The sequence below is a fragment of the Pedobacter sp. KACC 23697 genome (genome assembly GCF_045348445.1).
In the GTDB taxonomy this organism is placed as follows: domain Bacteria; phylum Bacteroidota; class Bacteroidia; order Sphingobacteriales; family Sphingobacteriaceae; genus Pedobacter.
This window is the reverse complement of the sequence record NZ_CP157485.1, coordinates 338,426-353,463: the sequence shown is the minus strand read 5'-3', so window position 1 is coordinate 353,463 and position 15,038 is coordinate 338,426. Positions and strand designations below refer to the sequence as shown.

General features: G+C 40.1%; 13 protein-coding genes. 10 read left to right on the top strand and 3 right to left on the bottom strand.

Going from position 1 to position 15,038, the window contains the following annotated elements:
* Positions 1-39 precede the first annotated feature (39 nt).
* Positions 40-774: an ABC transporter ATP-binding protein gene (locus tag ABEG20_RS01275; protein ID WP_406825611.1), complete on the top strand. Its 735-nt coding sequence runs from the start codon at positions 40-42 to the stop codon at positions 772-774.
* A complete protein-coding gene (locus ABEG20_RS01270) occupies positions 764-3,298 on the top strand; it encodes an ABC transporter permease (protein WP_406825610.1) in 2,535 nt (844 codons plus the stop codon). The genes ABEG20_RS01275 and ABEG20_RS01270 overlap by 11 nt, the downstream gene beginning before the upstream one ends.
* A gap of 169 nt (positions 3,299-3,467) precedes the next feature.
* On the opposite strand, the gene ABEG20_RS01265 is transcribed toward ABEG20_RS01270, so the two are convergent.
* From ABEG20_RS01265 to ABEG20_RS01255, 3 genes are read right to left on the bottom strand one after another with little or no spacing between them, the layout of a single operon-like run.
* Positions 3,468-4,193 (bottom strand): LytR/AlgR family response regulator transcription factor, encoded by a 726-nt coding sequence (locus ABEG20_RS01265; protein ID WP_406825609.1) that lies wholly within the window; start codon positions 4,191-4,193, stop codon positions 3,468-3,470.
* Positions 4,190-5,305 (bottom strand): sensor histidine kinase, encoded by a 1,116-nt coding sequence (locus ABEG20_RS01260; RefSeq protein ID WP_406825608.1) that lies wholly within the window; start codon positions 5,303-5,305, stop codon positions 4,190-4,192. Before ABEG20_RS01260 ends, ABEG20_RS01265 begins: the two co-directional genes overlap by 4 nt.
* A gap of 5 nt (positions 5,306-5,310) precedes the next feature.
* Positions 5,311-5,634 carry a S41 family peptidase gene (locus tag ABEG20_RS01255; RefSeq protein WP_406825607.1) on the bottom strand — a complete coding sequence of 108 codons (324 nt, stop codon included), beginning with the start codon at positions 5,632-5,634 and terminating at the stop codon, positions 5,311-5,313.
* A gap of 775 nt (positions 5,635-6,409) precedes the next feature.
* Here ABEG20_RS01255 and ABEG20_RS01250 point away from each other — a divergent pair.
* From ABEG20_RS01250 to ABEG20_RS01215, 8 genes are all read left to right on the top strand, one after another.
* Positions 6,410-7,861, top strand: coding sequence for a vitamin K epoxide reductase family protein (locus ABEG20_RS01250; RefSeq protein ID WP_406825606.1), 1,452 nt, complete (start codon positions 6,410-6,412; stop codon positions 7,859-7,861).
* A 148-nt stretch (positions 7,862-8,009) separates the two neighbouring features.
* Positions 8,010-8,207 (top strand): bacteriocin-like protein, encoded by a 198-nt coding sequence (locus ABEG20_RS01245; RefSeq protein ID WP_406825605.1) that lies wholly within the window; start codon positions 8,010-8,012, stop codon positions 8,205-8,207.
* Positions 8,208-8,268: 61 nt separating this feature from the next.
* On the top strand, positions 8,269-9,663 hold the full coding sequence (locus ABEG20_RS01240) for a thioredoxin-like domain-containing protein (protein WP_406825604.1): 1,395 nt from the start codon (positions 8,269-8,271) through the stop codon (positions 9,661-9,663).
* A gap of 49 nt (positions 9,664-9,712) precedes the next feature.
* Positions 9,713-11,920, top strand: a complete 2,208-nt coding sequence (locus tag ABEG20_RS01235; protein WP_406825603.1) for a peptidase domain-containing ABC transporter — start codon at positions 9,713-9,715, stop codon at positions 11,918-11,920.
* 11 nt (positions 11,921-11,931) lie between these two features.
* On the top strand, positions 11,932-12,252 hold the full coding sequence (locus tag ABEG20_RS01230; protein WP_406825602.1) for a biotin/lipoyl-binding protein: 321 nt from the start codon (positions 11,932-11,934) through the stop codon (positions 12,250-12,252).
* Positions 12,240-13,214 (top strand): HlyD family secretion protein, encoded by a 975-nt coding sequence (locus tag ABEG20_RS01225; RefSeq protein WP_406825601.1) that lies wholly within the window; start codon positions 12,240-12,242, stop codon positions 13,212-13,214. Before ABEG20_RS01230 ends, ABEG20_RS01225 begins: the two co-directional genes overlap by 13 nt.
* Positions 13,215-13,495: 281 nt before the next feature.
* Positions 13,496-13,678, top strand: coding sequence for a hypothetical protein (locus ABEG20_RS01220; RefSeq protein WP_406825600.1), 183 nt, complete (start codon positions 13,496-13,498; stop codon positions 13,676-13,678).
* A 50-nt stretch (positions 13,679-13,728) separates the two neighbouring features.
* Entirely contained in the window at positions 13,729-15,018 is a 1,290-nt protein-coding gene (locus ABEG20_RS01215) for a gluconate:H+ symporter (protein WP_406825599.1), read from the top strand.
* Positions 15,019-15,038 lie beyond the last annotated feature (20 nt).

Sequence of the window (15,038 nt, the reverse complement as noted above, 5' to 3'; positions counted from 1 at the left end):
TAATTAATAAACCATTATCTTAACAGGAAATGCCCTGTTATGTTTGGCTACATCTATTCGCAAACCCTAAAAATTCAGCTATTGGAAAGCATATTGAACATCCGAAATGTAAGCAAAATTTACCAAAGTGCCGGACGTGAACTCACCGTTCTGGATCATATTAATTTCTCGATAACGGCGGGCTCAACGGTAGCCATTACAGGACCATCGGGAAGTGGAAAAACCACCTTGCTAGGTTTGTGTGCTGGATTGGACAGGGCCAGCAACGGAACGGTTGAACTGAATGGAATTGCACTCGAAAAGTTAAACGAAGATCAGCGCGCTGCCGTTAGAAATCAATATATAGGGTTTATTTTTCAGAATTTTCAGTTGCTACCTACTTTAACCGCTTTGGAAAATGTAATGGTTCCTTTAGAATTAAGAGGCGCAAAAAATATCCGTTCACATGCCTTGGAACTACTGGATAAAGTTGGGCTGGCCGATCGTTCGCATCATTATCCCATCCAGTTATCGGGTGGAGAACAACAGCGCATTTCGTTAGCCAGGGCATTCTCTAATCAACCTGCTATCCTCTTTGCAGATGAACCTACCGGAAACCTTGATGCCGAAACCAGTGAAAAAGTAATCAAATTGCTATTTGATTTAAACAAAGATGCAGGAACCACTTTGATCATCGTAACACATGATCTTGAACTGGCCGCCAGAACGGAGAGAAACATTAAAATTAAAGGTGGCATCATCATTTCAGACGAAAATCCTGCTTATGTACAATAGCCTTCCAAAACAATCTGTTCCGTTTTCCTGGCTGTTTAAAATGGCCTGGCGCGATAGCAGGAAAAACCGTGCACGTTTGCTGCTCTTTATTTCATCAATCATTTTGGGCATTGCGGCTCTTGTTGCCGTTTATTCGTTTATGGATAACCTGCAAAAAGATATTGACGCACAGGCAAAGGAACTTACCGGGGCCGATCTGGTTTTAGATAGCCGGAAAGGGGTAAGCAAGGCCATGCAAAAAATGCTCGATACGCTTGGCGATGAACGATCGCAGGAGAAAACCTTTGCCTCCATGATTTATTTCCAGAAAGGCGGGGGCAGCCGTTTGGTACAAATGAAGGCTTTGGAGGGAAATTACCCTTACTATGGCACCATAGAAACCGTTCCGCTGGCTGCCGCCAAGCATTTTCAAACCGGGAGAAATGCCCTGGTAGATCAGACCCTGATGCTGCAGTTTAATGCAAAAGTTGGCGATTCGGTTAAAATAGGCGACCTCAATTTCAACATATTGGGCACTTTAACCAAAGCGCCCGGACAAACCGGTATTGGTGCCAGTATCGCCCCAACGGTTTATATTCCACTACAAATACTTGACAAAACCAACCTGATTAAAACCGGAAGCCGCATCAATAATAAATTTTATTTCAGGTACAATAATCCATCCGGAATAGATGAGTGGGTAAAAAAGAACGACAGTAAATTAGAACAGGAAGGCTTTGATGCCGATACCGTAGAATCGAGAAAAGAACAGACCGGAAGATCTTTTAAAGATGTAAACCGTTTTCTGGCTTTATCCGGTTTTATCGCTTTGTTATTGGGTTGTGTTGGTGTGGGGAGTGCTATCCATGTTTATATCCAGGAAAAATTAAGTGCCATTGCCACGCTAAGGTGTTTAGGACTAAAATCCCGTCATGCCTTTTTAATCTACCTCATCCAGGTGTTTTTCATCGGGTTAATCGCCTCGGTTTTGGGCGCCATTTTGGGTACAGGCATTCAATTTTTATTGCCCCTGGTGCTGAAAGATTTTCTGCCGGTAGAAATTACCATGCAGGTTTCTTGGCCAGCCGTTGGTCAGGGAATTTTACTGGGCTTGATTATTTCGATCCTATTTGCGCTCCCCTCACTCCTATCTGTCAGAAAAATTTCGCCATTAAATGCCATACGGATATCTTTCGAAAAAGCAGGTGGAAAAAGAGATCCGCTCACCTGGTTGGTGTACCTGCTAATGGCCACCTTTATTACCGGCTTTACCCATTTGCAGATGAAAACATGGATACAGACATTGGCTTTTACGTTGAGTATAGCCATTGCTTTTGTACTGTTAATTGTGCTGTCTAAATTATTGATGTTCCTGGTGAGAAAACTCTTACCTGATTCATCCAGTTATTTATGGCGACAGGGATTTGCCAACCTTTACCGTCCGAATAACCAAACTTTAATGCTTACGGTTTCCATAGGTTTATCAACAGCATTTATCTGCACCCTGTTTTTTGTACAGGGCATATTGATGAGCCGTGTTACACTATCCTCCGGCAATAACCAGCCTAATATGGTGATGTTTGATATTCAAAATACCCAAAAAGAAGGATTGGACAGTTTAACCAAAGCTTTCAAGCTGCCGTTAATGAACCAGGTACCGGTAATTACCATGAGGATAGAAGAAATCAATGGAAAGAAAGCCAGTGCCGATACCAATAACAGAAGAGCCTACCGCAATGAGATCAGGGCTACTTATCAGGATACTTTAACCGCTGCCGAAAAAATTACAGCAGGCAAATGGACCGGAAAAATAAAACCCAACGAAACGGTTTATATTTCACTTGATCAGCGTTATGCCCAATCCATTAACGTCGGTTTGAATGATAAAATCCTTTTTAACGTGCAGGGTATGATGATCCCTACAGTTGTGGGCAGTTTAAGGGAAGTAAACTGGAGCCGGATGCAGACCAATTTCAGGGTCGTTTTTCCCGCTGGCGTACTCGAAGAAGCGCCACAGTTCCATGTATTGATGACCAGGGTACCATCAGGAGAAGTTTCAGCGCGTTTCCAGGGAGAAGTAGTCCAAAAATTCCCCAATGTTTCGGTGATTGATCTGGACCTGGTGTTAAAATTACTGGATGAATTGCTGAGTAAAATTGGTTTCGTAATCCAGTTCATGGCAGGCTTTAGTATGGTAACCGGATGGATTGTTTTAATATCTTCGGTATTAACCAGTAAAAACCAACGGATAAAGGAAAGCATTTTATTGCGGACCATGGGTGCAAGCAAAAAGCAGATTTTAGCGATAAATGCGATCGAATATTTCTTTTTAGGAACTTTTGCGGCAGGTGCCGGATTAATTTTAGCCATAAGCGGAAGCTGGGCATTGGCTAAATTTACTTTCGACGCGGCCTTTGTGCCCCCGTTTGTACCGACCCTATTGTTGTTTGGTTCAATTGTATTGCTTGTGGTAGTTACGGGTGTGTTGAGCACGAGAAGTATTCTGAACCAACCGCCCTTGAAGATTTTGAGAACGGAAGGATAAGCAACTGGCGTTTATTGCTGAGCGGAAGCGTTAAGGGGTTGATGTAAGAGATTTTACTCTTAAAGAAAAGAGACTTATACAAATGTTATCACAATTAAAAAATAACTCTATTTAACACGCTAACAGCATGTTATACCAGATCTGAATCTATTTAATTTCTAAAGACGATTTACAGAAGCTGTTTTTTTTTAATCGTTTCTAAAAAGTGCTTTCTGTAGGTTTCACCAATTAGAATTTCTGAGGAGACATTTTTAAGAATAACGCGGTTACCATCAAGAGCAGTAATTTTATTTAATGAAACGATGAATGATTTTTGAATCCGGATGAAATTTTGCTCTGGCAATTTTCCTTCAATATCTTTCATGGTAGTGAGGGCGACCGTACGAATTCCGTTGTGATGGAAAGCAACGTAATTTTTCATACCCTCGATGTAATCAATATCGATGAGGTTGATTTTAATCATCTTGCCTTTTATTTGCCCTTTGACCATGAAATAATCTGTTTCGATCGAACCTTTATTCCAAGACTTTTTTGAATTGGCGATTGCCTTTTGAGCTTTTGTAACAGCCTGCAAAAAGCGCGCTAAGGAGATGGGTTTTATAAGGTAATCAATTACATCGAGATCAAATCCATCGGCAGCGAATTCGCGATACGCCGTTGTCAGGATAAAATGGTAATTTTCATGGCGTACAGTTTGAATGAATTCTATTCCCGATATTTCCGGCATATGGATGTCCAGAAATATGAGTTCTACCGGCTGCCCGCCTAGAAAAGTAATGGCCTCGTTGGGTTTGGTAAAACTGGCGATTAAGTTAAGTTGGGGAATAGATTTGATATGATGCTGTAAAACTTCTATAGCATGCGCTTCATCATCAACAATAATACAGTTTATCATGGTAAAGGATATTGTGGTTTAGTATTTACTGGCTGAAATAAAGGGGGATGATCACTGGTATTGTAGGCTGTTGCCTTGTTGTGGTAGATCTGATATAAAATCATTTCAAGCGTGTAATCAGTTTCTGTTTCTTGGATAGAGAGCCGATAGTCTTTTCCGTAATGATGGCTTAACCGTTTTCTGATATTTTTCATGCCGATGCCACTGGATAACTCTTTAGGGCCTTTTTTCTTTGCATTATAGGTTCTCAACTGTACATAACCTTCTTCTTCACTAATGTTCAGGATGATTTTCGCTGGGTTTGACTCATCGGTACAATTACCGTGTTTTAACACATTCTCGACGATGGTAATCAGGATCAGGGGTATGATGCGTGCGTTTGTAGTACGGCCATGAGCCTCAAAATTGACCTGCAGTTCATGATTAAAACGAAGCTGGTTAATGTTGATCACATTCCTGATATGTGCAATCTCTTCTTCGATCAATGTGGTCTCGTCTTCCCTGTCCTGTTTTAAAGAATAGTGCATAATCTCACTCAGCGTCATAATTCCATCGGCCAGTTCTGAAGAAAGCGGTAATGATTTAGCATAGAAGAAATTAAGCGTATTGTTTAAAAAATGAGGATTGATCTGGGCACGCAGAAAGGCATACTCCGCGTGATGCTTTTCTTTTTCGATAATGCGAAGCCTTTTTTGATGTTTAATGGTTTCGTTGGAGTAATAATACCCGAACGCGAAAAATGAATATTTAATATATAACCAAAGAACGGCAACTGCAAACGTCCAAACATGAAAAGTGGCAGTAGGCCCGCCATTGGCTTTTATCAAAGGCCGGATATGGTAAGCTGTTACAAACCAGTGTACATATGAAAACAGGTAAACAGCAATTATCGCAATTATTAGGGGAATGATTTTTAACGGACTGACATATTTAGCGAATACAAAAATGCATAGGTAGAAGGTACAGATATTGGCAAACTGGCTAAAGAAAAAATCTCCGATACTAAATGCATAGTCTTTCGGATTAAGGGCAAATTCTATAAGGGTACTTATCAGCATATACACCAACCAAAAAATGACATGGAATAGTATTATTCTGTGATTTTTTTTCATGTTTTTTATTTTGTCCTGTTCGTTCTTACAAAATCTATCCAGTCAGATATTTTGAGTGGAATTTCTATATCAGGTTTGATTCCAATGTTATCCAGTGGCTGCCCGGGCAATCTTAATGATTTACATGCCGGATAACCAAGGCGATAAAAACCGCAAGGCAGTTCAGCCCTTACCACTTCCAAATAGTCTATAGCCCCGGATGATTTAGTACCGTAAATTTTTACCTTAGCGCTTTGTTTTGCCTGTAAGATGAAAAGTTCCGCAGCACTCGCCGTGCTCTTGTTGACGATCAGAGATACATATTTTGGATAACTTAAGACTTTAGGCATTCTGACCGCTTTCTTTTAAAAACGATTTGTACTCTTTTTTTAAGTTTATTGTTGTTCATAATAATAGGTATAAGGTATTTGTGAAATTAATTAAAAGTATAATTTATTAGTATAGACTCCAAGTGTAATACACCAAATGGTTATATTTCAGGACTAAACACGTGTATGGTCGGTACATCCTTTAAATAGTAATACCACGGTATATATAAAAAATATCTGACCTGATAAAATTGCGCTACACATTTTCGAAGATTTCACGTAGTTTTTATGAGTCGAAGGTGTCAATTAGGATTTTTTTCGAAATTTCTTCCCGATTAAGAAAGTTTACAGCTCACATTTCCGGTTTAAAAAAGCTCTTACTTTCTGTTTTTTTTCGTGTTGGTCAATCAGCAGCAGGTATGTCGTCCATACGAAAGGGGTTTTGGTGTAATTGTGTTTTTGACCGCTTTGATTAACGATAAAAAGTGAGAAACTTAGTAAAAACAACAGTGAATCAGAATGCGATAAAAAAAACATGAGCTATACTGTGTCAGTCCGATTCCTTCTTGGGATTTGCACGGACAGATTGATATCACAGAGCAAAGAAAAATAAATGATGACTTGCTGTTCTTAGATCTGAGCAAATTTTGAACACCTAATCTAACAGATAAATATTTTCAAGCTAAAAAGACAAAACCTGGAAATTATTTTAAGTGCTCTTTTAAGAAGCTTAAAAGTTCCGATAAATACGAGTACCAGTGATGCCTGTATCCGAAAACATCCAAATTATCCTAGCATGCTTGCTGTTAGTGACTGTCTTGATGAATGGCGTATAGAGAACGCTACCTATCGCATCGGTAAAGATGAATATGACCCAACGCTTTTGGAGTATCCTTTATTGGCTTACATGCCAAAAAAAGATTTTATTGTTATAGAAGCGATTGAAGATGGAATGGTGACTTATTCTGATGCTAAACAGATCTCCGCAAAAATTGCCGAAAGTGATTTTCTTGAGCAATGGAATGGGATTTTCCTTCATGCTGAAGCTGGAGCAGAAAGCGGTCCGCGCCTGGAATTGAAGAACCTATCCAACCGATATTTAAATAGCCTTGGCCTTCCGATGTTGATGGTCTTAATATTCGGCGCTGTCCTCTCTATTTTTCTAACACAGCATCGCCCAGCAGAGGCACTTATTCCGGTACTGATCAAGCTCGCAGGCTTAGCCATAAGTACCCTGCTACTGATCCACACAGTTAATGGCAATAACACTCTTGCAAACAGTCTTTGTAAGCTTGGCGGCAAGACTAACTGCAATAAGATCCTTAATTCTAGTGCAGCCCGGATCAATTCATGGCTTAGTTGGTCTGAAGTCGGTTTTTTTTATTTCTCAGGCAGTCTTATCGCTCTGTTGGTTTCATCTTTCTATATCCATTTTTTAGCCATACTGAATCTTTTATGTCTTCCTTATACGGTTTGGTCTATCGGGTACCAATACTTCAACAAAAACTGGTGCATTTTATGCTGTTGCGTGCAAGGTCTGCTCGGGGCGGAGTTCTTTTACTTTTTATTTGCATTTGAATATAGCATACCGGTATTAAGCAGCGCCGATGTTATTATTCTCGCATTAGCTTTTCTGTTTCCGGTAAGCATATGGTTCTCCTTAAAACCCGTTTTTAGCGATTGGATAAAGCTGGAACCGTTACGTACACAGCTAAAAACGTTTAAATATAATAAGGAGCTATTCCATCAAATACTTTCAAAACAGCCGTGCTATGCTGTAGATCATACACTTTACCCTATTGAGTTAGGCAGTAAAGAACCTAAAAACATCATTACGGTTATCAGCAATCCCTTTTGCGAACCATGTGCGGCGGCACACCGCGTAATGGAAGACCTACTTTATTATAATTCTGATTTGCAGTTTAAATTGGTTTTTGCAACCTCCGCGGAAGAGGATGATCCGGCTGTAAAGTTTCAGCAGCATGTAACAACTATTGCATATTCGGACCAAGGTGACCATGTACAGAAGGCGTTGGAGGATTGGTACAAAGACCCTAAAAGAAAATATGACTCCTGGTCAGTCAGGTTCCCTATTGGTACCATTCCAGGCACAGAAGATATCCCTTTTAGGCAGAAAGCATGGTGCGATATGGTAGGCGTTATTCTGACACCGACCATCCTGGTCAATGGCTATAAGCTTCCAGATCCTTACCGTGTAGAAGACCTCCGGTACCTGATTTCAGGTTAAGAGTAATAAAATATTGTACAATGATTGAGCGTGCGGTTGCAAACGGGCGGTCAGGTAACCTGCATGATGTTATAAAACTTTTGCCGTTAAAGTTGTTCTACGTGAATGCACAGCACAAAATAAATATTTAATCAAATCGAAAAACAAAATGAAAAATTTCAAAACATTGAGCAAAGCAGAAATGAAAAATGTAGTGGGTAGCGGATCTTGTTGTATCCATAATGCTGACTGGTCAAGCAGTACTTGCGGAATGAGTTCGTCAGAGGCATCAGGTGGCGCAGGCGCAGGAGAAAAATGGTGCTGTGATTCATGCCATAAATCAAGAGAAGAAGCATTGATGTCGTAAACCAAAAATAGGGCCGATAAATCTCGGCTCTATTTTTTTATATTTAAAAAAATACCCTCCTATGAAACGAACACTATCACTGTTACTTTTATCATTTATCTGTTTGAATTCGTTTGCACAGAATCTCATACTTAAGCTAGGTAATGGAGATAAGCAATCGGAATATAATTTTTATTACACAGATGAAGTGGCGATGGGCCATCCATATTTTGGAATTAAAGGCACCGAGGTTATTACAATTGATAAACCTGTCTTACTTGTAGAAGCAGAATCCAGCCAAAATTGTTACCTGGTCAATCCAGGTGACACGCTTGTGCTAAGAAAAATAAAAGGCGCGAGTGCAACAACTGTAACCCGCACCAATAAAAAATATACTAAAGTTCAGAATGACGAATTTCTCTTTTTTGCGAGGCTTATTAAGGAAATTGGGCCCATTCGGATTCCATTTACATGTCCGCCAGACTTTAAAAAAGAAATGAGCAAGCAGCAGCGCGAGCTAAAAATCAGGGCGATGCATCAGGCCCGGCTTAAATATCTGAAAGATTATGGAGCTAGGTATAAGCTATCGGATGCATTTACCCAGTATTGCAGATCACTATTCAGTGGCGTACTGATACAGGACATACTTACCTTATGTAGAAAATCAGAAACCATAAGTGCGCTTTCGGTTAAAGAATACGCTAAGGATTTTGATGAACTTAAACGAGAACTTATAGCGTATCCATCTGCAATAAACAACAAGCAGTACCAACTTGCATTAGTTAATTTAAGTTATTTATTAACCAGCGCTATCAATGAAAAAAAATATTCAGTGGTAAGTAGTTTAATAACCAAGCATTTTACTGGCGGGGATAAGGAATTTTTATTGGCTTACCGTTTAATAATGTTAATTAGAGAAGGCAAGTTATCGGTTGAAGTAGCAGGAAACTATGTAAAGCAGTACAGTATCAACTATCCCCGAAGCCTGTACAGGGCTAAAGTATCTGAGTATTATCAAAACGGGGTAAATGCAAAAAAGGCGTCTACCAATACCGCTACTGTACTGATTAATACCAAAGGCAATAAGTCTACATGGGCAAATCTGATTACCCAAAACAAGGGAAAAGTTGTTTATGTTGATTTATGGGCCAGTTGGTGTGCCCCTTGCAAAGCAGAAATGCCAGCATCTCATCTATTAAGAAAGCAGTATACCAATAAGGCCATTACTTTTATTTATTTATCGCTTGATGAGAAACAAGCAGATTGGAAAAGCAGTGCCGCGAGTTTGAAACTTCCTGAAGGAAACAGTTTTCTGGCTGAAGGTGACTTTGAGGCCAAGCTGGCGCGTGATCTTAAAATCACTTCCATCCCACGTTATCTGCTCATCAGTAAATCCGGTCAGATTGTTTTGCCTGATGCGCCAAGGCCGAGTGAAGCCATACTAAAGCTAGAGATTGAAAAATTGCTAAAGAATTAGAAGATTAAAGTTTATCCTTAAGTGCCGTAGAAATTTAGAAGAATATCCATTGAAAATCTTTCCTCATTATACACAACCCGATCAGGCTGATTGTGGGCCTACTTCACTACGCATGATCGCTAAATACTATGGTAAAAATTTCAGCTTACAACGGCTCCGGTATATCAGTGGTATTAACCGTGAAGGTGTTACCTTACTTGGACTCAGTGAAGCAGCTGAAAAAGTAGGTTTCAGGACTACAGGCGCCCAGATTGACATAGAGCAGCTTAGAGAGATCGAATTACCGGCTATTGCACACTGGAATCATAACCATTTTGTGGTTCTCTATAAGATTAAAACTAGGGGCTCCCAAAAGGGACGGTGTTTCTATTACGTTTCAGACCCCTCAAAGGGACGGATTAAATATACACAAGAAGAGTTTGCCAGAGGCTGGGCGACCGGCACAGGAGAAGACAGGAACAATGGAATTCTACTGATGCTTTCTCCAACTCCTGATTTTTATATTACAGAAGGAGATAAAAACGTAGACTTAAACTTAAGTTATCTGCTTAAATACCTATATAGGTATAAACAGCTTATCGTCCAGCTTTTTGTAGGCCTTGGAGTAGGTAGCCTATTACAACTGGTCTTACCTTTTCTCACTCAATCTGTGGTAGATATCGGGATCAATACCCGTAACCTGAATTTTATTTACATCATCCTTATTGCCCAGACTATGCTTTTTATCGGCAGGATGAGTGTAGATTTTATCCGTTCATGGATACTATTGCACATCAGTACCAGAATCAATATTTCGATACTGACCGACTTTTTGATTAAGCTAATGAAATTGCCAATGAGCTTCTTCGATAGTAAGATGACCGGTGATATTCTGCAACGGATGAGCGACCAGAAAAGGATTGAAAATTTCTTAACAGGATCTACACTTACAGTGGTTTTTTCATTATTTAATCTCATAGTATTTGGTGTTGTATTAGCATATTATAATGTAAGCATCTTCATTATTTTTATCGTGAGCAGTGTGCTGTACAGCCTTTGGGTAATCCTTTTTTTAAGGAAGCGCCGGACACTGGATTTTAAACGGTTTGATATTTCGTCGAAGAACCAGAGTTCTATCGTGCAGCTAATAAACGGTATGCAGGAAATTAAGCTTAATAACTGCGAGCAACAGAAACGCTGGGAATGGGAACGGCTACAGGCCGGTCTTTTTCGTTTCAATATCAAGAGCCTGAAGTTGAGCCAGTACCAGCAGGCAGGTACGTTCTTTATCAACGAGGGGAAAAATATTGTGATTACTTTTTTGGTAGCCAAATCTGTAATAGATGGGCAGTTAACATTGGGGGCCATGATGGCGGTGCAGTATATTATTGGCCAGTTAAACAGCCCCATTGAACAGCTGCTCGGTTTTATTCAACAACTGCAGGATGCAAAAATATCTCTGGAGCGGCTCAATGAGATCCGGGAAATGGATGATGAAGAACCGGTGGGCAAAACTTTCATTAAAGAACTGTCTTTTGATAAGGGCATTTCCCTTCAGAACTTAACCTTTACTTATCCTGGTGCAGGCAATGAGCCTGTTTTATCCAAAATAGACCTTAATATACCAGAAGGAAAAACCACCGCGATAGTGGGGATGAGCGGCAGCGGTAAAACAACCATTTTGAAACTCTTGCTACGTTTTTATGAACCGGGAAAAGGAGACATAAAAGTCGGGAATAGTTATCTTAACCAGATCAGTTTTCGTTATTGGCGCAGTCTGTGTGGCGTAGTGATGCAGGATGGCTTTATCTTTTCGGACAGTATCGCCAAAAATATTGCTGCGGGAGATGAATACCCTGATCTAAAAAAACTTAAACACGCTATTGAAATGGCCAATATCACAGACTTCATAGAAAATCTGCCTTTGGGTTTAAATACGAAAATCGGAGTGGAAGGTAACGGGATCAGCCAGGGCCAGCGTCAGCGGATTTTGATTGCCCGGGCCATTTATAAAGACCCTAGCTATATCTTCTTTGATGAAGCCACCAACGCACTCGATGCGATTAACGAAAAAGTGATTATGGAAAATCTGGAAGGATTTTTTAAGGGACGGACTGTTGTGGTTGTGGCACACCGTTTAAGCACGGTGAAAAATGCTGATCATATCGTAGTCCTTGATAAGGGCATGATTATAGAACAAGGTACACACGCTGAGTTGTCTAAAAGTAGGGGTGAATATTATAAGTTGGTCAAAAACCAGCTCGAGCTAGGAAACTAAAATTTTAAAACATGCCAGAGAACATATCAGAACGAGAAATTAATAGTGAAGAAGTACATGAAATCATTACAGCGTTACCATCCTGGATTTTACGTTGGGGAATTACCTTGGTATTCGGTATTTTGGGAAGTATAATTTTACTATCATCATTTATCAATTATCCTGACGTCGTTAAAACTAGTCTGAAAGTCAATTGCCTTAACGCTCCAAAACCAGTTCTCGCCAGACAAACCGGAAAGCTAACTACCCTACTTGTTACAGAAGGACAAGCTGTAGCGGCTGGACAGTCCTTAGCCTACTTTGAAGTACTGCAAGTGCCATGGACATATTGAAGTTAAACCACGAGCTAAAGGATGTACAATCAAAGGTCTTGAAGTGTAATCGCGAAGCAATCGTTTTACCCGAAGCGCTCAATCTCGGTGAAATACAGGGCAGTTACCAGAATTTCTACCAACAGTACCTTCAGTACCAGGCTACCACCAAAAATGGTTACTATCTTAATCGCATGTCATTTCTCGAACGAGAACTTAGCGATATCAAGAAATTGAACAGTCAGATACTACAGCAGCAAAAAATACAGCAACTGGAATATGCGAATCAAGAGGAAGAATACAAAGCCTATCAGAAACTATATAAAAGCAAGGTCATTTCAAGAAGCGAGTTCGTCCAGCAGGAAAACAAATATTTAGCTTCAAAATACCCTTTACAGCAGAGTGAAACAGCCATGCTCAATAATTCTGGGACATACACTGCCAAAGAGAAAGAACTTTTAGATTTGCGACATACGATATCGGAGGAGCAGGCCAAGTTTGTTCAGGCACTAAATCAATGCATTACCGAAAGTAATACCTGGATGATGCAGCATATTTTAGTTGCTCCTGTTGCCGGAAAAGTAAGCTTTGCAGGCATCGTCCAAGAAAATCAAAATGTGCAGTCAGGTCAGGAAGTTTTTGTTATCAATCCTGGTAATACTGATTTTTTTGGAGAAGTACAGATTCCTCAATATAACATGGGAAAAATAAAAATGGGCGCGTATACTCTGGTTAAATTGCATAGTTATCCCTATGAACAATATGGGATGATCAGGGGAAAACTCGCCTATATTGCAGACGTCGCCTACCGAGACAGTGTATTTATTGCAAAAGTAAGCTTCGAACATTTTGAGAATAAAGATCCCGATCGCAAGATAACCTTGAAGAACGGGATGCAGGCCGATGCTGAAATTATTACCGAGGAGAGTTCACTGCTACAACGGTTTTTTAGAAATATTACAAAAATGCTGAATAATAAATAAGTTTTTGTTAAAGACTCGGGAGAGAGCGAGCATAATGTAGATTCCAACGCATTGCACAAGGCCGTTTATTAGATTGTGTATCTGGAATAAGGTAATTAAATATATTTTTCTTTTGATTGACCAATCTTTAACAGGAATTATAAACCGGCTCAGGTTATTAATAACCATCTTGGCCGGCATCTGTTTGGCAATCAATAAAATGTTATTCACGAAGGGCTGCACTGCCTTTCAGTGTATTAAAACAATCTTCAAGTTTTATTAATAATCGATACTTTTACATCATGATCAGATTAAACAGCGATACACCGAGCGATATTCTTCAGGATGTTAAAATCGGAGATATGGTTACCGATACTTTCAGTAAAACCGGACTGGTAGAAAGCATAGAAGTAAAAGATGATGGCCTATACCGGATTTACGAATTTAACCTCGTTACGGGAAGAACCATTACGGTTAAAAAATAATTGAGGTTAAAAGCCTATATTTAATCATATTACCAAATAGTTCTAGCCAAATGTCTTTATTGACCCTACTTCTCGGTATTCTGTTGCTTTTTGTATTGATCTTAAAAAAGATTAACCCTATGATTGCCCTTATCGCTGTGGCAATTACTACTGGTCTTTTGTTAGGAATGCCCGCTACCAAAGTAATGAACTCCATTAGTAACGGGATCGGCAGTACATTGGGCAGCATGGTAATGGTTTTGGCCCTCGGCGCGATGATGGGCAAATTGATTGAAGATAGCGGATCGGCCAAAAAAATCGTTTTCATTTTAATCGGAGCTTTTGGCAAAAAAAACATTCAGTGGGCCGTGCTGTTAACTGGCCTTTTAGTGGGAATTCCTTTATTTTACAATGCCGGCTTCGTGGTGTTAATCCCTTTGGTTTTTGCCATTTCAGCAACTACAGGGCTATCCAAATTATACATTGGTATCCCCATGGCTACTGCCCTTTCGGTCACACATGGTTTTCTTCCCCCTCACCCCGGACCTGTTGCTTTGGCCGGAATTTTCCATGCCGATATTGGTAAAACATTAATTTATGGCTTAATTTTAAGCATACCTATTGCAGTTATTGCGGGAATTTACTTTCCTCGATTGATTCTCAAACGAAATCAATTGGTAACGGTTCACAATTTTAACATGGATGAAGAAGAAAACCTTCCGTCTGCTTCAAGGAGTTTTATTACGGCATTGCTGCCGGTATTCTTAATCATCGCCGGAACCATTGGGAGTAGCATCAGGTTAGATTATATCGGTAAACCACTCTTTATATTTTTGGCCGATCCTACAGCAGCCCTGTTAATTTCGGTTATTATTGCGCTGGCACTCCAAAAGACCTCCATTACAAAAGCCATGGAATCTTGTGCCGAAGGGGTTAAAAGTATTGCGATGATTATCCTGATTATCGGAGCCGGCGGTGCCTTTAAACAGATCTTGATTGATAGCGGGATGGGCGAAACGGTGAAACAGCTTACCGGAGGTTTAAATTTATCGCCATTGCTACTCGCATGGTTAATTACGGCCTCACTTCGGATAACACTGGGATCAGCAACAGTGGCCGCATTAACAGCTTCGGGTATGGTACTTCCCTTAATTGGCCCCGGCGCATCACCAGAATTAATGGTATTATCAGTCGGTGCCGGAAGTTTGATGTTTTCGCACGTAAACGATACCGGTTTCTGGATGTTTAAGGAATATTTTAACCTCGGTCTTAAGGAAACTTTCAGCACCTGGACCATGATGGAAAGTTTGGTTTCGGTTTTGGGGCTTGCTGGGGTACTGGTTTTGAATCAGTTTATGTAGAAAATAGAGTTGTCAACTGT